General features: G+C 63.1%; 16 protein-coding genes. 10 read left to right on the plus strand and 6 right to left on the minus strand.

The features are described from left to right. Positions 1-148 precede the first annotated feature (148 nt). The 10 genes from JQ597_RS29735 (at position 149) to JQ597_RS29780 (ending at position 12,792) form a co-directional block, all read left to right on the plus strand. A complete protein-coding gene (locus JQ597_RS29735) occupies positions 149-826 on the plus strand; it encodes a thermonuclease family protein (protein WP_249133659.1) in 678 nt (225 codons plus the stop codon). Positions 827-828: 2 nt separating this feature from the next. Continuing rightward, complete coding sequence (locus JQ597_RS29740; RefSeq protein ID WP_349628902.1) at positions 829-1,665, plus strand: LssY C-terminal domain-containing protein; 837 nt, start codon at positions 829-831, stop codon at positions 1,663-1,665. A gap of 202 nt (positions 1,666-1,867) precedes the next feature. Then, positions 1,868-3,058: a pyridoxal-phosphate-dependent aminotransferase family protein gene (locus JQ597_RS29745; RefSeq protein WP_212269038.1), complete on the plus strand. Its 1,191-nt coding sequence runs from the start codon at positions 1,868-1,870 to the stop codon at positions 3,056-3,058. A gap of 186 nt (positions 3,059-3,244) precedes the next feature. Next, positions 3,245-4,306: an ABC transporter ATP-binding protein gene (locus JQ597_RS29750; protein WP_212269039.1), complete on the plus strand. Its 1,062-nt coding sequence runs from the start codon at positions 3,245-3,247 to the stop codon at positions 4,304-4,306. Between the two features lie 40 nt (positions 4,307-4,346). Next, on the plus strand, positions 4,347-5,423 hold the full coding sequence (locus tag JQ597_RS29755; protein ID WP_212269040.1) for an ABC transporter substrate-binding protein: 1,077 nt from the start codon (positions 4,347-4,349) through the stop codon (positions 5,421-5,423). Between the two features lie 145 nt (positions 5,424-5,568). Then, a complete protein-coding gene (locus JQ597_RS29760) occupies positions 5,569-6,633 on the plus strand; it encodes a substrate-binding domain-containing protein (protein ID WP_212269041.1) in 1,065 nt (354 codons plus the stop codon). 137 nt (positions 6,634-6,770) lie between these two features. Then, positions 6,771-8,483 carry an ABC transporter permease gene (locus JQ597_RS29765; protein WP_212269042.1) on the plus strand — a complete coding sequence of 571 codons (1,713 nt, stop codon included), beginning with the start codon at positions 6,771-6,773 and terminating at the stop codon, positions 8,481-8,483. A 66-nt stretch (positions 8,484-8,549) separates the two neighbouring features. Beyond that, the gene (locus tag JQ597_RS29770; protein WP_212269043.1) at positions 8,550-9,551 is read left to right on the plus strand and encodes an AraC family transcriptional regulator; all 1,002 of its coding nucleotides are present in this window, start codon (positions 8,550-8,552) and stop codon (positions 9,549-9,551) included. A gap of 16 nt (positions 9,552-9,567) precedes the next feature. After that, positions 9,568-10,527 (plus strand): alpha/beta hydrolase, encoded by a 960-nt coding sequence (locus JQ597_RS29775; RefSeq protein ID WP_212269044.1) that lies wholly within the window; start codon positions 9,568-9,570, stop codon positions 10,525-10,527. Positions 10,528-10,704: 177 nt separating this feature from the next. Then, on the plus strand, positions 10,705-12,792 hold the full coding sequence (locus JQ597_RS29780; protein WP_212269063.1) for a S9 family peptidase: 2,088 nt from the start codon (positions 10,705-10,707) through the stop codon (positions 12,790-12,792). A 152-nt stretch (positions 12,793-12,944) separates the two neighbouring features. Here the strand turns inward: JQ597_RS29780 and JQ597_RS29785 are convergent, their stop codons facing one another. The 6 genes from JQ597_RS29785 to JQ597_RS29810 all read right to left on the minus strand — a co-directional run bounded on the left by JQ597_RS29785 (position 12,945) and on the right by JQ597_RS29810 (position 19,957). Next, positions 12,945-14,387: an aldehyde dehydrogenase family protein gene (locus JQ597_RS29785; RefSeq protein WP_212269045.1), complete on the minus strand. Its 1,443-nt coding sequence runs from the start codon at positions 14,385-14,387 to the stop codon at positions 12,945-12,947. A gap of 52 nt (positions 14,388-14,439) precedes the next feature. Then, on the minus strand, positions 14,440-15,159 hold the full coding sequence (locus tag JQ597_RS29790) for a ribonuclease activity regulator RraA (protein ID WP_212269046.1): 720 nt from the start codon (positions 15,157-15,159) through the stop codon (positions 14,440-14,442). Positions 15,160-15,268: 109 nt separating this feature from the next. Next, entirely contained in the window at positions 15,269-16,360 is a 1,092-nt protein-coding gene (locus tag JQ597_RS29795; protein ID WP_212269047.1) for an SMP-30/gluconolactonase/LRE family protein, read from the minus strand. A 129-nt stretch (positions 16,361-16,489) separates the two neighbouring features. Next, positions 16,490-18,229 (minus strand): L-arabinonate dehydratase, encoded by a 1,740-nt coding sequence (araD, locus tag JQ597_RS29800; RefSeq protein ID WP_212269048.1) that lies wholly within the window; start codon positions 18,227-18,229, stop codon positions 16,490-16,492. After that, positions 18,226-19,083: an ABC transporter permease gene (locus JQ597_RS29805; protein ID WP_212269049.1), complete on the minus strand. Its 858-nt coding sequence runs from the start codon at positions 19,081-19,083 to the stop codon at positions 18,226-18,228. Before JQ597_RS29805 ends, araD begins: the two co-directional genes overlap by 4 nt. Positions 19,084-19,180: 97 nt before the next feature. Further along, positions 19,181-19,957, minus strand: coding sequence for an ABC transporter ATP-binding protein (locus tag JQ597_RS29810; RefSeq protein ID WP_212269050.1), 777 nt, complete (start codon positions 19,955-19,957; stop codon positions 19,181-19,183).

Consider the following 19,957-nt stretch of genomic DNA (forward strand, 5'->3'; position numbering starts at 1 on the left):
GCAAGCCGGCCTCAATGTCCGCACAATCCGCGCAATGATTGTGCACATTTCCGCGCCGGGATTGCCCATGAAGTCTAAGATTTGGAAGTCCAGGATCTGGAATTCGAAGATTTGGCTTTGTGCCGTCTTGACGTTGTTGCTGCCGGCGATGGCGCACGCCGCCGACATCACCGGCGTCCCGAAAATCCGCCAAGGCGACCAGCTCCAGATCGGCAATACCCGCATTCGGCTCGGCGGCATCGACGCGCCGGCGGTGGACCAGCTCTGCCTCAACAACAAGGGCGAACGCTGGACCTGCGGCGTCGCGGCGCGTGACGAACTGATCAAGCATTTCGGCAACAAGAGCTGGACCTGCCGTACCCGCAGCGTCGATCGCCGCGGCCGCATTGTGGCGCGATGCGAGGTCGGCGGCGAGGACGTCCAGAAATGGATGGTCGCCAACGGCTGGGCGCTGGCGTTCACTCGTATTTCCCACGACTATGAGGCGGATGAAAAGGCCGCGCGCGAGGCCAAGGCCGGCATGTGGCAGGGCGCCTTCATCGCGCCGTGGGACTGGCGCGCCCGCAACAAGAAGACCGCCATTCTCGGCGCCGCCAAACCGCCCGAGAACGCCAGCACCATCCTGCAGGCATCCGCCTCCGGCTCGGTCGCGCCATCGCCCGACTGCACCATCAAGGGCAACGTCAACCGCTCGGGCGAGTGCATTTTCCACCAGCCCACCAGCCGCTGGTACGCGAAGATCGAGATGAAGATCAGCAAGGGCACGCGCTGGTTCTGCTCGGTCGAAGAGGCCGAAGCCGCGGGCTGCCGCGAGACCAAACGTTAGCGGTGCCCGGCACCCAACCCAGTAGCCCGCCACCCCGACAGCATCGCGGCGGGCTGCGCCGCGCGGTCACGCTGACGCTGTTCATCCTTTGCGGCTATGGCCTGCTCGCCTATCTGATCCTGCCCGGGCTGTGGACGCATTACGAGCACCAGAAAGGGCTTGCCGATTTGCCGATGGTGACGCGCACGGGACAAGGCATTCCCGGCGATCCCATGAATGTCGGCCTGATCGGCGACATCAGCGACGTGGTCTGCGCGATGCATCAGGCCGGCTGGTATCCGGCCGATCCGATCACGCTGAAATCATCGATCGAGATCGTAGGCAGCGTGCTGCTCGACCGCCCTTACAAGGATGCGCCGGTCAGCAATCTCTATTATCAGGAACGCCGCGAGGATCTGGCTTACGAAAAGCCGATCGGCGCCAGCGCCGATCGCCGCAACCACGTGCGCTACTGGAAGGTGCTGGACCAGGGCGAGGAAAAACGCCCGGTGTGGCTCGGCGCGGCGACGCAAGATCGCGGCGTCGGCGTCAGCAGATATACCGGCGCGGTGACGCATCACATCAGCGCCGATCTCGACGCCGAGCGCGCGCGGCTCAGCGCCGACCTCGCAAATGCCGGAATGGTGACCGCGAAATATCAGGTGACCGGGATCGGGCCGACGATTGCGGGCTATAATGGCGGCGGCGACCTCTATTACACCGACGGCGAGATCTGGGTGCTGCGGCTGGTCGAGGCATGCCGGAAGCGCGACGGCCCCGCGGTGACGATCCCGAGCCCACCGGCGACCGAGCTGAAGGATCAGATCTGGCATGCGATCGCGGGGGCAATGGGAAAATAAGCTGCCATTTGCCGCCATTGCCCGCGACAAACTCGGAGCAATTGCGCAAGGGAGCAACGCCAGGAAGCGATCCAGTCTTTTTGCGGCTCTGGATTGCTTCGCTGCGCTCGCAATGACGGTTTCAATCGATTATTGTCATGCTCCAGTCCTACCAAACCTCGGGCGCCTTGATTCCGCGTTCCGCCGATAAGGAATAAGAAAAATGACCGTTCGCGCGGGCCGGGAATTTCTGGCCATCCCCGGACCCACCACCATGCCCGACGAAGTGCTTCAGGCGATGCATCGTCCGGCGCTCGATATCTATTCCAAAGAGATGCTGGACCTGACGCACAGCCTGCTCGGCGATCTCTCCAAGCTGTTCGCGACCAAGGGCCACTCCTACATCTACATCGCTAATGGCCATGGCGCGTGGGAAGCGACGCTCTCCAACGTACTGTCGCGGGGCGACAAGGTGCTGGTGCTGGAAAGCGGCCGCTTCGCGATCGGCTGGGGCAATGCCGCGGCCGCGATGGGCGCTGAGGTCGAGGTGCTGAAAGGCGACTGGCGCCGCGCGATCCGCCCGGCCGAAGTCGAGGCGCGCCTCAAGCTGGACAAGGAGCACAAGATCAAGGCCATCGTCGCCGTGCAGATCGATACCGCTTCGGGCGCCCATAACGACGTCGAAGCGATCGGCAAGGCGATCAAGGCGTCGGGTCATCCCGCGCTGTTCATGGTCGACACGGTTGCCTCGCTCGGCTGCGTACCATTCGAGATGGACGCCTGGGGCATCGATGTCGCGATGTCCGGTTCGCAGAAGGGCCTGATGACTCCTCCGGGCCTCGGCTTCGTCGCCGCCAACGATCGCGCTCGCGAGGTGCACAAGAAGGCAAACCTGCGCACGCCCTATTGGGACTGGACCGAGCGCGAAGGCAGCGAGCATTACCGCAAATATGCCGGCACCGCGCCGGTGCATCTCTTGTTCGCGCTGCGCAAGGCGATCGATATGCTCCACGCCGAAGGCCTGGAAAATGCCTTCCTGCGCCACCGGCTGCTCGCCGAAGCGGTTCGCCGCGCGGTCGCGGTCTGGGCCGAGGGCCAGGTCATCGGCTTCAACATCGCGGAAGCAAACGAGCGCTCCAACACCGTGACGACGGTGACGGTGAACGGCCATGACCCCGCCGCGCTGCAGCGCTATTGCAAGGAAAAATGCGGCGTGGTGCTTGGGACCGGCATCGGCGACCTCTCCGGCCAGGCGTTCCGGATCGCGCATATGGGCCACGTCAACGCGCCGATGATCCTGGGCACGCTCGGCGTCATCGAAGTCGGACTCAACGCCCTCAACATCCCGCACGGCAAGGGCGGAACCGAAGCCGCGATCGAATGGCTCGGCGAAAGCGTGAGCGCGACAGCCTAATCACGGTTTCTGCGCGCTCGACGCCGTCTCTCTCACAATGTGAGAGAGATTCGAGGCGATGCGCTTCATTCAATCCAACTAACTTCCGACGCGGAAGCTTTCCCGCGCGTCATATTTAGTGCTTATACTGTATGCCAGAGAAAGCCGGGCGCAGACTCCGGTGCAAGAAACGTTGGAGGATTCCGATTGGCGTCCGTCGAATTGCGCGGCCTGACCAAGCGATTTGGATCGCTCGCGGTGGTCGATAACGTCTCGCTGCGGATCGATCATGGTCAGCTGGTTTGCCTGCTCGGACCATCGGGTTGCGGCAAGACCACCACGCTGCGGCTCATCGCGGGCTTTCTAGAACCCTCCGACGGCGAGATCCATGTCGGCGACCGGCTGGTGTCGTCGACGGCGCGGACGCTGCCGCCCGAACAGCGCAAGATGTCGATGATCTTCCAGAGCTACGCGCTGTGGCCGCATATGACGGTGACCGAGAATATCGTCTATGGACTGCGCCTGCGCAAACTGGATCGCGATATCATCGCAAAGAAACTCGCCGCGATCCTGGCGACGACGAAACTCGAAGCGCTGGCGCAGCGTTACCCCGGCGAACTCTCCGGCGGCCAGCAGCAGCGCGTGGCGCTGGCGCGCGCGCTGATCGTGGAGCCGGAAACGCTGCTGCTCGACGAGCCTTTGTCGAATCTCGACGCCAATCTGCGCGAAGAGATGCGGTTCGAGATCCGCCGGCTGCATGACGAATATCGCTACACCACGATCTACGTCACCCATGACCAATCGGAGGCGATGACCACGGCCGACATGATCGCGGTCATGAACGGTGGCAGGATCGACCAGCTCGGCACGCCCGAGGACATATATGCGCGTCCCGAATCCGAATTCGTCGCGCGCTTCATCGGCGCCAGCAACGTGATCAAAGGCACGGCGCGCGATGGCAATCATGTCGCGTTCGCGGGCGCGACCTTGCAGGTGGTCGGCGCGCCGCTCACGTCAGGCCAGAGCGCGCCGGTCGCAATCCGTCAGCACGATATCCAGCTTTCGACGCAGACGCCGGCGGCGCCGCTAAATGCGATCAAGGCCACGGTCACGCGGCAGGTCTATCTCGGCGTGGCGCGCGACTACATGGTGGAGGTGGCCGACGGCACCTCGCTGCGCGTCACCACGCCGACCGCGAACAATGTCGCCAAGGGAACCGAAGTCTGGCTCACCCTGCCGCCCGACCGCTGCCGGGCGCTCAGCCGATAAAGAGCCATCAGCCGACAAAGAACAAGAAGCGGAGGATGCAATGAAGCGAAAACTCTCAAGGCGCGAGGTGCTGCAGGGCTCGCTGAAGGCCTCGACGGCGCTGGCATTCGGAACCGTGTTCGCCTCGCCCGCCCGCGCGCAGGCGCCGCCGCCGGAAGCGATCACGCCACAGCTGATCGAGGCGGCGAAAAAAGAAGGCAAGGTGGTCTGGTACACCTCGATCGATCTGTCGGTATCCGAAAAGATCGCGGCCGCGTTCAAGGCGAAATTCGCCGGCATCGAGGTGCGGGTCGAACGCACCGGCGCCGAACGGGTGTTCCAGCGCATCGGCCAGGAATATGCCAGCAACGTACACGCCGTCGATATCGCGAACTCGTCCGATGCCGCGCATCTGCTGGCATGGAAGCGGCAGGGCATCCTGCTGCCTTATGTTCCGGAGGACGTCGCCAGGCATTACAAGCCCGAGCATCGCGATCCCGACGGCACGTTTGCCGGATTCCGCGCCACGCTGAGCCCGATCGCCTACAACACCAAACTGGTGAAGGCCGAAGAGGCGCCGGCGAGTTTCAAGGACCTGCTCGATCCCAAATGGAAGGGCAAGATCGTCAAGGCGCATCCCGGCTATAGCGGCACGATCCTGACCGCGACCTTCGAGATGGTTCGCGACATCGGCTGGGAGTATTACGAACAGCTCGCGAAGCAGAACATCATGCAGGTGCAATCGGCGACCGATCCGCCGAAGAAGCTGTCGCTCGGCGAGCGTAGCGTGATGGCCGACGGCACCGAGTACAATATCTTCCTGCTCAAGGAAGCCGGCCAGCCGGTCGAGGTGGTGTATCCCACCGAGGGCACACCGTTCATCGTCGGACCCAACGGCATCTTCAAGGCGGCGCCGAATCCCAATGCGGCAAAGCTGTTCCAGAACTATTGCTTCACGCCGGACGCACAGCGGATCATCATCGACGCCGGCGGCCTGCGATCGCTGCACGCCCAGGTGAAGGAACATACCGGCCGCAAGCCGCTCGCGGATATCAAGCTGATGAAGGAAGACGCCGCGGGCGCCGAGGCCCAGAGCGAGGAGATCAAGGCGCGCTACCAGAAGATCTTCCGTGTTTGATCCGTCATTGCGAGCCAACGGGTCGCGCGAATGCGCGCCCGATGACAGGCTCCGCGAAGCAATCCATTCACGGCATAATGGATAGATGGATTGCTTCGTCGCTTCGCTCCTAGCAATGACGACAAGAAACGATCAGGGAACCACGATGCGAAAACTTATCAACCGGCGCGATATCATCAAGGGCTCGGCCGCGCTCGCGCTCGGCACCGTGTTCGCGTCACCGGTGCGCGCCCAGGCGCCGGAACCGGTCGCGATCAACCCCGGCCTGATCGAAGCGGCCAAAAAGGAAGGCAAGGTGGTGCTGTATTCCTCGATGGACCTGCCGGTCGGCGAAAAGCTCGGCAAGGCGTTCGAGGCGGCCTATCCCGGCATCAGTGTGCAGATCGAGCGCTCCGGCTCGGAGCGGCTGTTCACGCGGATCGACCAGGAGTTCGCCAGCAACATCCGCGCCGCCGACATCATCAACACGTCGGACGCCTCGCACATCATCACCTGGAAGAAAAACGGCTGGCTGATGCCGTTCCTGCCGGAAGACGTTGCCAAGCATTTTCCGGAAACCCATCGCGATCCCGACGGAATGTCCGCGACCTCGCGTATCTACTTGTCGTCGATCGCCTACAACACCAACCTCGTAAAGCCCGAGGACGCGCCGAAGAGCTATGCGGACCTGCTCGATCCGAAATGGGCGGGCAAGATGGTCAAGGCTCATCCGTCCTATAGCGGCACCATTATGACCGCGACCTTCCAGCTGGTGCGTGAGCTGGGCTGGAGCTATCTCGAAAAACTATCGAAGCAGCGCGTGATGCAGGTGCAATCCTCGACCGATCCACCGAAGAAGCTCGCGCTCGGCGAACGTGCGGTGATGGCCGACGGCAATGAGTACGGCGTCGTGCTTCTGAAGGAGGCCGGCCAGCCGGTCGAGCCGCTATATCCAACCGAGGGCACGCCGACGATCTCGGGGCCAACCGCAATCTTCAAGACCGCACCCCATCCGAACGCGGCAAAACTGTTCCAGGCATGGCTACACACGCGCGAGATCCAGCAATTCTTCGTCGACTACACCGCGCAATATTCGGTTCATCCGCAGGTGCAATCGAAACCGGGGCGCCGCAAGCTTTCCGACATCAAGCTGATGAAGGAAGACGCTGTTGGCGTCGAGGCGATGACGGAAGAGATCAAGACGCGGTATGCGAAGTTGTTTCGGGTGTGACGGCCCAGTTCGGACCAATTTGCTGTTGTCATTCCGGGGCGATGCGAAGCATCGAACTACGGTGCGCAACTGCGCACCTGAGAATCTCGAGATTCCGGGTTCGCTTCGCGCCCCGGAATGACAGGATAGAGAGATAAATGACCATCGCCGACACCGCTCCCGCCAAGACAAAACTCGACTGGACCAAACCTATCCTGTGGCTGTTCGCGGCCGTCATGATCGTGCTGATCGTGATGCCGATGTCGTGGCTGGCGGTGTATGCCTTCACCGACAAGGCACGCAACCCGACGCTGCAGAATTTCGTCAAGCTGTTCACCGATCCGGATTTCCTCGATCCCCTGCTGACCACCGCGATCATCGCGACCACGTCGGCGACGATCTGCTGCATGATCGCCGCCCCGATCGGCTGGCTGGTGTCGCGCACCGACATGCCGGGACGGCAGACCATCCGCGCGCTGGTCACCGCCTCGTTCGTGACGCCGCCGTTTCTCGGCGCGGTGGCCTGGGAACTGCTGGCCGCGCCGAACAGCGGGCTATTGAACCAGCTCTATCGGTTCCTGACCGGCGCCGAATCGGGCACGCATCTCTTCAACATCTATTCGCTGACCGGCATTATCTTCGTGATCTCCTGCTACACGTTTCCGTTTGTGTTCGTGCTGGTCGCCAACGCGCTCGACAACATGCCGGGCGAGCTCGAAGACGCTTCCGCCATCCTCGGCGGCAAGGCGTGGACCACGGCGCGGCGCGTCACGATCCCCCTGGCGCTGCCGGCACTGGTCGCCGGCGCGTTGATCGCTTTCCTGCAGGCGATGACGCTGTTCGGATCGCCCGCGATCCTGGCGCTGCCGGCCGGCTTCCACACCATGACCACCAAGATCTGGAGCCTGTTCCAGTATCCGCCCAAGCCCGAACTCGCCGCGGCGGCCGCGGTGCCGCTGTTGCTGCTGACGATCCTGCTGCTGCAGGGCCAGAAATTCCTGCTCGGCCGCCGCGGCTACTCTGTGGTGGGCGGCAAATATGGCGCACCACGCCCGATCGAAATGAAGGCTTGGCGCTGGGTGGCGCTGGCATTCTGCCTGATCGTGCTGCTCAACCCCGTGTTCCTGCCCTATCTGGCGCTGCTCAACGCCGCATTCTCGCCGAACGCAACCACGCTGGTGACACCCGCGACCGCGACGCTGCACAACATCGTATTCGTGTTCACCGAATTGTCGTCGACCCAGCTCGCGCTCAAGAACACCGTGATCCTGGGCGCCTCGACCGCGACCATCGGCACGTTACTGGCGCTGGTCATCGCCTATGTCACGACGCGGCGCGTGATCTCGGGGCATCGCTTCCTCGGCTTTCTCGCCACCGCCCCGATCGCGGTGCCCGGCATCGTGCTCGGTGTCGGCCTGTTCCTGAGCTACACGCGGCCGCCCTTCGTGCTGTACGGCACGCTGTGGATCCTGCTGCTGGCGTTTCTCACCATCAACCTGCCGTCGGCCTATCAGCAGTTGCAGGCGGCGTTCGCGACCATTCACCCCGAACTCGAAGACGCCAGCCGCATCCTCGGCGCGACGCGGCTGCAGTCGCTGCGCCAGATCACCGCGCCGTTGCTGCGCACCGGCGTGATCGCGACCTGGTGCTTCATCTTCATCGGCGTGATGCGCGAATTGTCGGCGGCGATCGTGCTGTTTACGTCGCAGACCAAGGTGCTGTCGGTGCTGATCTACGACCTCAACGAAAGCGGCGACCTCGCCGCGATCGCGGTGCTCGGCATCGCGATGCTGATCATCACCTTCGCGGTGGTGCTCGCTGTCAACCGCATCCCGGGCGGCAACGCCGCCGCGCGGTTAAGGAATAGCTGACCCTCGATAAAATCGTCAATGGCGCGTCGCCGCTGACGTCCATCGGCTATAACGTGGGTCGACCGTTTGTTGCCCGATGCCGGTACGGATGTGACCGAAAAGCTGCGCATGAAAACGCCCGCCAGCCTCCGCGAGTACGAGCGGCGAATCAATCGCGTTATCGACCATGTGCAAGCCCACCTTGTCGGCGATCTCACGCTCGATCGACTGGCCGATATCGCGGCGTTTTCGCCGTTCCACTTCCATCGGGTTTTTACCTCGATCACCGGCGAGACTCTCGCTGACTTCATCCGCCGCACGCGCCTCGAGCGTGCCGCCGCCGCGCTCCTGCGAGCGCCGGACGCCAACGTTCTCGGCATCGCGCTCGAATACGGCTTCTCGTCGGCCGCGACCTTCGCGCGCGCGTTCAAGGCGCATTTCGGCATGAGCGCAACACGGTGGCGCGGAGATGAAGGGCGGAAATGGCGGGAGGTGCATCGGCGTCGGAACAAACAGGCAAAGCCGAAGCGCAAACCAGGTCAATCACAGCGCAAGAATCGCAAAGCATCCATCGAACGCATCCGGCATCGTCCCGCAACTGGCACCGAAGGGAGCGCAATGCGGGTCAAGGTGATGGAAATTCCGCCGTACCGGATCGCCTATATGCGTCACGTCGGGCCCTACGGCACCAGCGGCGGCATCTCCCCGCTATGGGCCAGATTGATGCGCTGGGCAGCCATCCGCGAGCTGCGGCACCCCGCGATGCTCACGGTCGGCATCGGCCACGATGCGCCGAGCATCGTTGCACCGGACAGGCTGCGCTATGACGCCGGCCTTATCGTCGGCAACGATTTCAAGCCTGACCGCGCCATCAACGTGGCCGACCTGCCCGGCGGCAAATACGCAGTCATGCTCTTTCAGGGTTCGGCCGCCGTCATCACCGAGGCGTGGGACAGGCTGTACACAATCTGGCTGCCAGGCAGCGGCTATCAACCCGAGGACAGGCCGCGACTGGAACTTCGGCGCGGTTACGATTTCTCTACCGCGAACCTGCGCTGCGAGCTCTGTCTTCCAATCAGGCCGTTGTAGAAGCCCCGGAGACATCATGTACAAGCTGCTCATCGGCCTGCTTGCCTTACTCGTCGTGGCCGCGATGATCCCTGTTGCCGTGATTTCGTTCGACGCACCGAGAGCCCCGCCGGTGATGGCCGCCATGGCGGCGCCGTCAAAGCAGGCCAGCTCTGACTTTCCGGCGCCCCGGCAATTCCGAGCGCGGGACGGCGCCAACCTGCAATACTACGCCTACCCTGCGGGACCTGAGAAAGTCGCCATCCTGATCCACGGCTCGGCGGGCCCCGGGACCAGCATGCACATCCTCGCTGAATCGCTCCGCACCGCCGGCGTTACGGTCTATGTGCCGGATATACGAGGTCATGGCGGCTCGGGACGGCGCGGCGACATCGATTATATCGGGCAGATCGATGACGATCTCGCCGACTTCGTCGCAGCGCTTGGGACAGCGAAGAGCGGCGAGACCCGCACGCTGCTGGGATTCTCCGCCGGGGCCGGATTCGCCATCCGTATCGCCGGCGGCCGCTATGGCCTGCTGTTTAATCGCTATGTGCTGCTATCGCCGACCACGCTCTCGGACGCGCCAACCTTGCGACCGAACGCCGGCGGCTGGGTAAGCGTTGCCGTTCCGCGCATCATCACGATTGCTTTGCTCGGCCGCGTCGGCATTCACTGGTTCGACGGGCTTCCAGTCATCCGCTACGCGATATCGCCCGAGATGGCGCGCTGGTTGACCGACAGCTATTCGTATCGGCTGGCGACAAATTTCGGCGCAGGACGTCAGTATCAGGCCTATCTGCAGAACATCCGCCGTCCCGCCGCGCTGCTGGTTGGAGATGCCGACGAGCAGGTGATCGCATCTCAATACGCCCCGCTGTTGCAGCGTCTTGGCGTGAATATCCCGGTTACCATTGTACCTGATATGACGCACACTGACATGATCAGGAATCCCAAGGCCATTCGGGCGATTGTCGGCGCGGTCTCGGCACCGTAACGGCACGGCTCAAGGCGTGCCGCCCTGGCGCTCCACCCGATACGCGTCGATCTGCAAACGAACTGATGGCTTCCGTCTGGCAATTCGCCATCTCGACCCGATATAAGGGCGGATGCGAACGAACTTCCAGAACCAGACGAGGATCGCTTGACCCAACCAACGACCAAAGGCCGTTCAATGCAGGCGCCGGTGGCGCCGCGCCGCACGCATTCGTTCACCACCCACGGCATCACGGTGACGGACGATTATGCGTGGCTGAAGGACGCCAAATGGCAGGAGGTGCTGCGCGACCCCTCGATCCTGGACGCCGACATCAGGCAGTATCTGGAAAGCGAAAACGACTACACCGAGAGCCTGCTCGGCCACACCTCGCCGCTGCAGAAGAAGCTGGTCGCGGAGATGCGCGGGCGCATCAAGGAAGACGATTCCAGCGTGCCGTCGCCGGATGGCCCGTTTGCCTACTTGCGGAAATTCCGCGAGGGCGGCCAGCACGAGATGTACGGCCGCACCCCGCGCGATGGCGGCGACGTTGAGATCGTGCTCGACGGCGATGCGCTGGCGGCATCCCACAGCTATTTCAAGTTCGGCGGCGCGCGGCATTCGCCTGACCATAAATTGCAGGCGTGGAGCGCGGACACGAAGGGCTCGGAATATTTCTCGATCCGTGTGCGCGACTGGGCGAGCGGCAAGGACTCTGACGACCTCGTCGAGGAGACCGATGGCGGCGTGGTCTGGAGCACGGACGGACAAAGCTTCTTCTACGTCAAGCTCGACGACAACCACCGGCCGATGCAGGTGTGGCGGCATCGCTTAGGCACCCAGCAGGCGGACGACAAGCTGATCTATGAGGAACGGGATTCCGGCTGGTTCACCCATCTGCATGAGAGTTCCAGCGGACGCTTTTGCGTGATCGCCGGCGGCGACCACGAGACATCCGAGCAGCGCCTGATCGATCTGGCGTATCCCGAGACGCCGCCACGGCTGGTCGCGGCTCGCGAGGAAGGCGTGCAATATTCGATCGCCGACCGCGGCGACGAGCTGTTCATCCTCACCAACGCCGATGACGCGATCGACTTCAAGGTGATGAGCGCGCCGCTGGCTGCGCCGGAGCGCGCGAACTGGCGTGATTTGATCCCGCATCGCGAGGGCATCTATGTGCTCGATGTCGAGCTTTACGCCGGCCACATGGTGCGGCTGGAGCGCGCCAACGCGTTGCCCGCGATCATCATCCGCGATCTCACGACGGGTGAAGAACACGCCATCGCCTTCGATGAAGCCGCCTATTCGCTCGACACCATGGGCGGCTATGAATTCGAAACCACGAACTTACGGTTTTCCTATTCGTCGATGACGACGCCCTCGGAAGTCTATGATTACGACATGGCGACGCGAACGAGAGTGCTGCGCAAGCGCCAGGAGATTCCGTCCGGCCACAACCCGGCCGACTACGTCACCACCCGCATCATGGCGACGGCGCATGACGGCGCCAAAGTGCCGGTCTCGATCCTGCATCGCAAGGATCTCGTGCGCGACGGCAACGCACCGCTGCTGCTGTACGGCTACGGCTCCTACGGCATGGCGATGCCGGCCTCGTTCGCGGCCAACCGGCTGTCGCTGGTCGATCGCGGTTTTGTCTATGCGATCGCGCATATCAGAGGCGGCGCCGACAAGGGTTGGGGCTGGTATCTCGACGGCAAGCGCGAAAAGAAGACCAATACGTTCGACGATTTTGCGGCGGCAGGCCGCGCGTTGATTGAGGCCAAATACACCAGCGCAAAGCGCATCGTCGGCCATGGCGGCAGCGCCGGCGGCATGCTGATGGGTGCGGTCGCCAACCGCGCCGGCGAATTGTTCGCCGGCATCGTCGCGGAAGTGCCGTTCGTCGACGTGCTGAATACGATGCTCGACGACACGCTGCCGCTGACGCCGCCGGAATGGCCGGAATGGGGCAACCCGATCGAGAGCGAAAGAGATTTCCGCACCATCCTGTCCTATTCGCCCTACGACAATATCGCGGCCAAGGACTATCCGCTGATCCTCGCGATGGGCGGCTTGACCGATCCGCGCGTCACCTATTGGGAGCCGGCGAAATGGATCGCGCGATTGCGCGCGACCATGAAGGGTGGCGGCCCGGTGCTGCTCCGCACCAATATGGGAGCCGGCCATGGCGGCGCGTCGGGGCGCTTCAACCGGCTCGACGAGGTCGCGATCGCCTATGCGTTCGCGCTGTGGGCGGTGGGATTGGCGGATAGAGCGGAGGTGTGATGTGAGGCCGTGTCCCGGACGCGGTACAGCGTGAAACGGTGCTCCGCAGAGCCGGGACCCACGCTTGAGTTACAGATGTATGGACCCCGGCTCTCCAGCGCACCGTTTCACGCTGCGCTGCGTCCGGGGAACGCACACTGTCCGTAGTCGATTTACGGCAGCGTGTACGCCGTTTTCACCGTCGTATAAAACTCCGCCGCGTAGCGGCCCTGTTCGCGGGCGCCGAAGCTGGAGCCTTTTCGGCCGCCGAACGGCACGTGGTAATCGACGCCGGCGATCGGCAGATTGACCATCACCATGCCGGCTTCGGAATTGCGCTTGTAGTCGCTGGCGTATTTCAGGCTGGTGGTGCAGATGCCGGATGACAGGCCGAAGTCGGTGTCATTCGCGGTCGCCAGCGCTTCGGCATAATCCTTGACCCTGATGACCGCGGCCACCGGCCCAAAAATTTCCTCGCGCGCGATCCGCATGGTGTTGCTCACGTCGGTGAACAGCGCCGGCTGCAGATAGAAGCCGGGCGCATCGCGGTTGAGGCGCTCGCCACCGAATGCGAGTTTTGCACCCTCATCCTTGCCGATCGAGATATATTTGAGATCCTGATCGAGCTGGCTCTGATCGACGACGGGACCGATATCGGTGCCGGCCTTGACGGCGTCGTCGATCTTCAGGCCACGCATCCGCTCGGTGAGGGCCTCGACGAATTTGTCGTGGATCCCGGCGGTGACGATCAGGCGCGAAGCGGCGGTGCAGCGCTGGCCGGTGGAAAAGAACGCGCTATTGGCGGCGCATTCCACGGCGACCTTCAGGTCTGCGTCGTCGAGAACGACCAGCGGATTCTTGCCGCCCATCTCCAACTGAAACTTCTTCATCGGCCGCGAGGCGATGCAGGCCGCCGCGACTTTCTGACCGGTGGAAACGGACCCCGTGAAACTGATGGCCGCGACATCAGGATGCTCCAGCAGGACCGCACCGACTTCGGAGCCGCGCCCGAGCACGAGGTTGAGCACGCCCTTGGGCAGGCCCGCGCGGTGCAGGATATCGACCAGCGCCCACGACGAGCCCGGCACGAGGTCGGCGGGCTTGATCACCACGGTGTTGCCATAGGCCAGCGCCGGCGCGATCTTCCAGGCCGGTATCGCGATCGGGAAATTCCACGGCGTGATCAGGCCGACGACACCGAGCGCCTCGCGCGTGATCTCGATGTCGATGCCGGGGCGCACCGAGGCGAGCTTCTCGCCCGCCATCCGCAGGCATTCGCCGGCGAAGAACGCAAAGATCTGCCCGGCGCGCGCGACTTCGCCAATGCCTTCCGGCAGCGTCTTGCCTTCCTCACGCGACAGCAGCCGGCCCAGTTCGTCCTTGCGCGCGAGGATTTCGTCCGACGCCTTCTTCAAGATGTCGTAGCGCACCTGCGGCGTCGACCGCGACCAGGCCGGGAATGCGGCTTTTGCAGCTGCTATCGCGGCCTCGGCTTGCGCGCGCGTGCCGCGCACCGCCTGGCCGACAATGTCCTTGGTATCGGATGGGTTGACGTTGGGCGCGCGGGCGCCATCGGACAGCCATTCGCCGTCGATCAGATTGTTGAACATCAGCATGATGTGGACTCACTGTTGGAGAAAAAAACGTTCGGTGCCAGCCGGCGGCATATTACCGCCCGTTGGCCTTGCGCCAAGCCGCAAAATCCTTCGGCGTCTGCTCGTCGGTTGCCGGATAGAGGCCGAGGATCGAACGGCCCTTGCGCACTTCCTCGGTAACAAAATCCTCGAACGCGGTCATCTCGACCGCCTCGTCGGCGATTTCGTCGGCAACATGCGCGGGAATCACGATCACGCCGTCGCTGTCGCCGAGAATGACGTCGCCGGGGAACACCGGCGCGTCGCCGCAGCCGATCGGCACGTTGATCTCGATCGCCTGGTGCAGCGTCAGATTGGTCGGTGCGCTCGGCCGCTGGTGGTAGGCGGGAAAGCCGAGCGCGGCGATTTCGGCCGAATCGCGGAAGCCGCCGTCGGTGATGACGCCGGCCGCGCCGCGCTTCATCAACCGCGTCACCAGGATAGCGCCGGCCGAAGCCGCGCGCGCATCCTTGCGGCTGTCCATCACAAGCACCGCGCCGGGCGGGCAGTCCTCGATCGCCTTGCGCTGCGGATGGGCACGGTCGCGGAACACCTCGATCTTGTTGAGATCCTCCCGCGCCGGCATGTAGCGCAGCGTGAAGGCTTCCCCGACCAGCACCGGCTGATTTGGCCCGAGCGGATGCACATCCTGGATCATCTGGATACGGAAACCGCGCTTGAACAGCGCGGTGGCGACGGTGGCGGTGGAGACGGTTTTGAGTTTGTTGCGGGTGGCGTCGCTCAGTTTTGTCATGGTTTCATCATCCCAGTTATTCCGTCATTCCGGGGCGCGAAGCGAACCCGGAATCTCGAGATTCCGGGCCTGGTCCTTCGGACCATCCCGGAATGACGGTGGTAATCAATCACACCGCCCCATGCGCTTCCACGTAAAGCGCGTACACGGAGTGGCAGCTCGTCATATAGAGGCGGTTGTTCTTCGGTCCACCGAAACAGAGGTTGGCGCAACGCTCCGGCAGCCGGATGAACGCCAGCGGCTTGCCTTCGGAGTTGAACACCATCACGCCATCGAGGTCTTCCGACTTGCCCTTCAGTTGATACACCTTGCGGCCGCCAACGTCAGCGGGATCCGGCTGCAGCGCGCCGTTGCTGCCCCAGCCGCACCACAGATTGCCGTCGCGATCGACCCGGAAGCCATCGAGCGCGCCCTGGTCGGCGGCGTCGATCAGCTTATTGCGACTGCCGAGCGTGCCATCGTCCTTGACGTCGTAGGCCCAGATGCTGCGGTTGGGGCTTCCCTTCCACTCGACCACATAAAGCTTCTTTTCGTCGGGCGAGAACGCCAGGCCGTTCGGATTGACGATGTCGGTGATGACGGCCGATATCTTGCCGTCCTTGGCGATGCGGTAGACGTTGGTGGTGGCCTGTTCGGGCTTCTCCTTCTTGCCCTCCCACTCGCCATTGATGCCGAACAAGGGATCGGTGAACCAGATACTGTCGTCGGACTTCACCACGACGTCGTTCGGCGCGTTCAGCCGCTTGCCCTCGAACTTGTCGGCCAGCACCGTGATCTTGCCGTCCTTCTCGGTGCGGGTGACGCGGCGGGTCACCGAATGCTCGCAGGTGACGAGGCGGCCCTGGCGGTCGCGCGTGTTGCCGTTGGCATAGTTGGCGTTAGCGCGGAACACGCTGGTCTGGCTGGTCTTCTCGTCGAACTTCATGATGCGATTATTGGGGATGTCACTCCACAGGAGATAGCCTCCCTCGGGAAAATAGGCCGGGCCTTCGGCCCAACGCATCCCGGTAGCGACCTGTTCGATCGTAGACGAATAGATCCGGTATTTTGCAAAGCTTGGATCGAGGATTTGCACCGACGGATCGGGATAGCGCTGGTTCATCGTGAACGGGAATGATTGCGCACCTGCGGCACGCGAGAGAAGCGTGGTGACCGCGGTGGCGCCGGTTGCGGCGAGGATGTTGCGTCGTGTGATGCTCATGGGTGGTCCTCCCTGGGATGTTTTTTGCTTGGTATCGGTTCTCTCTTGTCATTCCGGGGCGATGCGCAGCATCGAACCCGGAATCTCGAGGTTCCGGGTTCGCGCTGCGCGCGCCCCGGAACGACGGCGTCAGTAAATCGACGGCTCCCCCACCGGCTTGCCAAAACCGGTTTCAAGAAAATCGAAATCGCAGCCTTCGTTGGCCTGCTTGATGTGCTTGGTGAACATCCAGCCATAGCCGCGCTCGAACCGGCGTTCCGGCGCTTTCCATTCGGCGCGGCGCTTTGCAAGCTCCGCCTCCGGCACATCGAGGTTGATGGTGCGGGCGTTGACGTCGAGCGTGATGCGATCGCCGTTCTTCACCAGCGCCAGCGGACCGCCGATATAGGATTCCGGCGACACATGCAGGATACAGGCGCCGTAGCTGGTGCCGCTCATGCGCGCATCCGACAGCCGCACCATGTCGCGCACGCCCTGCTTTACCAGCTTGGTCGGGATCGGCAGCATGCCCCATTCCGGCATCCCGGGCCCGCCCTGCGGCCCGGCATTGCGCAAGATCAGCACGTGATCCGCGGTCACATCGAGATTGGGATCGTCGATCGCCTTCTTCATCGAGGGATAATCGTCGAACACCAGCGCCGGTCCCGTGTGCTTGAGAAAGCGCGGCTCGCAGGCCGAGGGTTTTATCACGCAGCCATCGGGCGCAAGGTTGCCCTTGAGCACCGCGAGCGCGCCTTCGGCATAGATAGGGTCGTTCACGGTGCGGATGACGTCGTCATTATAAACTTCGGCGCGGGCGATGTTCTCGCCGAGCGTCTGGCCGGTCACGGTCATGACGTCGAGGTGCAGGTGCTCCCTGATGCGGCTCATCAGGCCCGGCAAACCGCCGGCATAGAAGAAATCCTCCATCAGATATTTGTCGCCGCTCGGCCGCACATTGGCGATCACAGGCACCTTGCGGCTGGCGATCTCGAAATCATCGAGCCCGATATCCTGGCCGGCGCGGCGGGCCTGCGCGATCAGATGGATGATCGCATTGGTCGAGCAGCCCATCGCCATCGCCACCGTGATCGCGTTCTCGAAGGCTTTGCGGGTCTGGATCTTGTTTGGCGTCAAATCCTCCCACACCATCTCGACGATGCGGCGACCGCATTCCGAGGCCATGCGGATATGTCCGGCGTCGGCGGCCGGGATCGAGGATGCGCCCGGCAAGGTCATGCCGATCGACTCGGCGATCGCCGTCATGGTCGAGGCGGTGCCCATGGTCATGCAGGTGCCGTAGCTGCGGGCGATGCCGGCCTCGACATCGACCCAATCCTTGTCGGAGATTTTCCCGGCGCGCCGCTCGTCCCAGAATTTCCAGGCGTCCGAACCAGAGCCTAGCGTCTTGCCCTTCCAGTTGCCGCGCAGCATCGGCCCCGCCGGAAGATAGATCGTCGGCAGGCCCATGCTGGTGGCGCCGAGCAGAAGGCCCGGCGTGGTCTTGTCGCAGCCGCCCATCAGCACGACGCCGTCGACGGGATGGCCGCGCAATAATTCCTCCGCGTCCATCGCCAGCATGTTGCGATAGAGCATCGTTGTCGGCTTCAGGAACGATTCCGACAGCGACAGCGCCGGCAGCTCCATCGGAAAACCGCCGGCCATCAGGATGCCACGCTTGACGTCGTCGACGCGGGATTTGAAATGCATGTGGCAGGGCTGCGCGTCCGACCAGGTGTTCAAAATCGCAATGACGGGACGGCCCTTCCATTCCTCCGGCGCGTAGCCCATCTGCATCGCGCGGGAGCGGTGGCCGAAGGCGCGCAGATCGTCGGGCGCGAACCAGCGCGCGCTGCGAAGCTGGTCGGGGGTCTTGTTTTTGCTGCTCATGATTGAGTACCCCATTTCTGGACGGTGTTGCGCTCGATGGTGCGGAAGATCAGGTTTTCCACGATCAAGCCAATGATGATCACCGTCAACAGGCCGGCGAAGACAGCAGGTATGTCAAGCAGATTGCGGTTTTCGAAGATGAACCAGCCGAGCCCGCCCTGCCCCGACGACACGCCGAACACCAGTTCGGCGGCAATCAGCGTGCGCCAGGCGAACGCCCAGCCGATCTTCAGGCCGGTCAGGATCGAGCCGAACGCCGCCGGAATCAGGATCCGCGCCACGTAAGGCAGCCCGCGCAGGCCGTAATTGCGGCCGACCATGCGCAGCGTGTTCGACACGCTCTTGAAGCCGGAATGGGTGTTGAGCGCGACCGGCCACAGCACCGAATGGATCAGCACGAAGACGAGGCTGCCATTGCCGAGCCCGAACCAGATCAGCGCCAGCGGCAGCAGCGCGATCGCCGGCAGCGGGTTGAACATCGCGGTCACGGTTTCGAGGAAATCCGTGCCGATGCGGGTGGAGATCGCCAGAATGGTGAAGATCGCGGCGAGAATGATGCCGGCGCTGTACCCCATGAACAGCACCTTCAGCGACGCCCAGGCGCGCAGCGGGATCGTGCCGTCGCGCACCTTCTCGAACATGGTCACGATGGTGTCGTGAAAGGTCGGGAACAGCAGCGGATTGTCGAGGTAAGTGCCGTAGACTTCCCAAACCACCGCGAGGAAGAGGATGATTACGGCTTTGCGAACGAAGCCGTCGTTCCACAACAGCTCCAGCACCGTCAGCTTACGCTCAACCTCTACCGATGCGGCTGCGGCCGAGGTGTCGCGCATCAAAATTTTCGCTTCGCCCATCGAACGCTCAATCCTTTTGTTTGAGCATGATCTCCGCGCAAACGCGTTCCGCGTTTGTCGCGAGGGAAAACCGGTACCCACTTTTCCGGATCATGCTCTAATGTACCGCGGCGGCTTCGTTGTCCGCGTTCGAAAACAGCAGATCGTGAATCTGCTTTTCGAGCCGGGCGGCGCTGCCGTCTTCGCTGGAGACCTGATCGACGTCTGTTATTTCGGCCTTGACCCGTCCGGGATGCGGCGACAGCAGCAGGATCCGGTTGCCGATCTTGATCGCTTCCGCAATCGAATGGGTGACGAACAGCACGGTGAATTTGGTTTCCGACCAGAGCTGCAGCAGTTCGTCCTGGCAGGTGCGACGCGTCAGCGCATCGAGCGCGGCGAACGGCTCGTCCATCAAGAGGATATCCGGCTCCATCGCCATACCGCGCGCGATCGCGACGCGCTGCTTCATGCCGCCCGAGAGCGTATGCGGATAGGAATCGACGACGCGGGTGAGGCTGACCTTCTCGATGTAGGCGCGGGCGCGAACCTCGGCCTCCTTGCGCGGCAGCCGCCGCGTCATCAGAAGCGGGAACATGACGTTTTCCAGCACGGTCTTCCAGGGCAGCAGCTGGTCGAACTCCTGGAAGATCATCATGCGGTCAGCGCCGGGCTCCGTGATCTCGCGGCCCGAGATCCGCATCTTGCCTTCGCTCGGCGTCATGTAGCCACCGACCGCCTTCAGCAAGGTCGACTTGCCGCAACCGGAGGGACCGAGCAGCACGAAACGATCGGAACGATCGACCGTAAAACTGACCCGCTCGGTCGCGGTCACCACCGCGCTCGAAGTCTTGTAGCGCAGCGTTACGTCGCTGACGTCGAGAAGCGCCGTCAT

This window comes from Bradyrhizobium sp. AUGA SZCCT0177, from assembly GCF_018130125.1.
Lineage (GTDB): Bacteria > Pseudomonadota > Alphaproteobacteria > Rhizobiales > Xanthobacteraceae > Bradyrhizobium.

Coding starts and splice junctions, on each gene's coding strand:
- JQ597_RS29735 (WP_249133659.1), top strand. CDS start 149: ATGGCGCACGCCGCCGACATCACCGGCGTCCCGAAAATCCGCCAAGGC.
- JQ597_RS29745 (WP_212269038.1), top strand. CDS start 1,868: ATGACCGTTCGCGCGGGCCGGGAATTTCTGGCCATCCCCGGACCCACC.
- JQ597_RS29755 (WP_212269040.1), top strand. CDS start 4,347: ATGAAGCGAAAACTCTCAAGGCGCGAGGTGCTGCAGGGCTCGCTGAAG.
- JQ597_RS29760 (WP_212269041.1), top strand. CDS start 5,569: ATGCGAAAACTTATCAACCGGCGCGATATCATCAAGGGCTCGGCCGCG.
- JQ597_RS29765 (WP_212269042.1), top strand. CDS start 6,771: ATGACCATCGCCGACACCGCTCCCGCCAAGACAAAACTCGACTGGACC.
- JQ597_RS29775 (WP_212269044.1), top strand. CDS start 9,568: ATGTACAAGCTGCTCATCGGCCTGCTTGCCTTACTCGTCGTGGCCGCG.
- JQ597_RS29780 (WP_212269063.1), top strand. CDS start 10,705: ATGCAGGCGCCGGTGGCGCCGCGCCGCACGCATTCGTTCACCACCCAC.
- JQ597_RS29785 (WP_212269045.1), bottom strand. CDS start 14,387: ATGCTGATGTTCAACAATCTGATCGACGGCGAATGGCTGTCCGATGGC.
- JQ597_RS29790 (WP_212269046.1), bottom strand. CDS start 15,159: ATGACAAAACTGAGCGACGCCACCCGCAACAAACTCAAAACCGTCTCC.
- JQ597_RS29795 (WP_212269047.1), bottom strand. CDS start 16,360: ATGAGCATCACACGACGCAACATCCTCGCCGCAACCGGCGCCACCGCG.
- araD (WP_212269048.1), bottom strand. CDS start 18,229: ATGAGCAGCAAAAACAAGACCCCCGACCAGCTTCGCAGCGCGCGCTGG.
- JQ597_RS29805 (WP_212269049.1), bottom strand. CDS start 19,083: ATGGGCGAAGCGAAAATTTTGATGCGCGACACCTCGGCCGCAGCCGCA.
- JQ597_RS29810 (WP_212269050.1), bottom strand. CDS start 19,957: ATGACGGCGCTTCTCGACGTCAGCGACGTAACGCTGCGCTACAAGACT.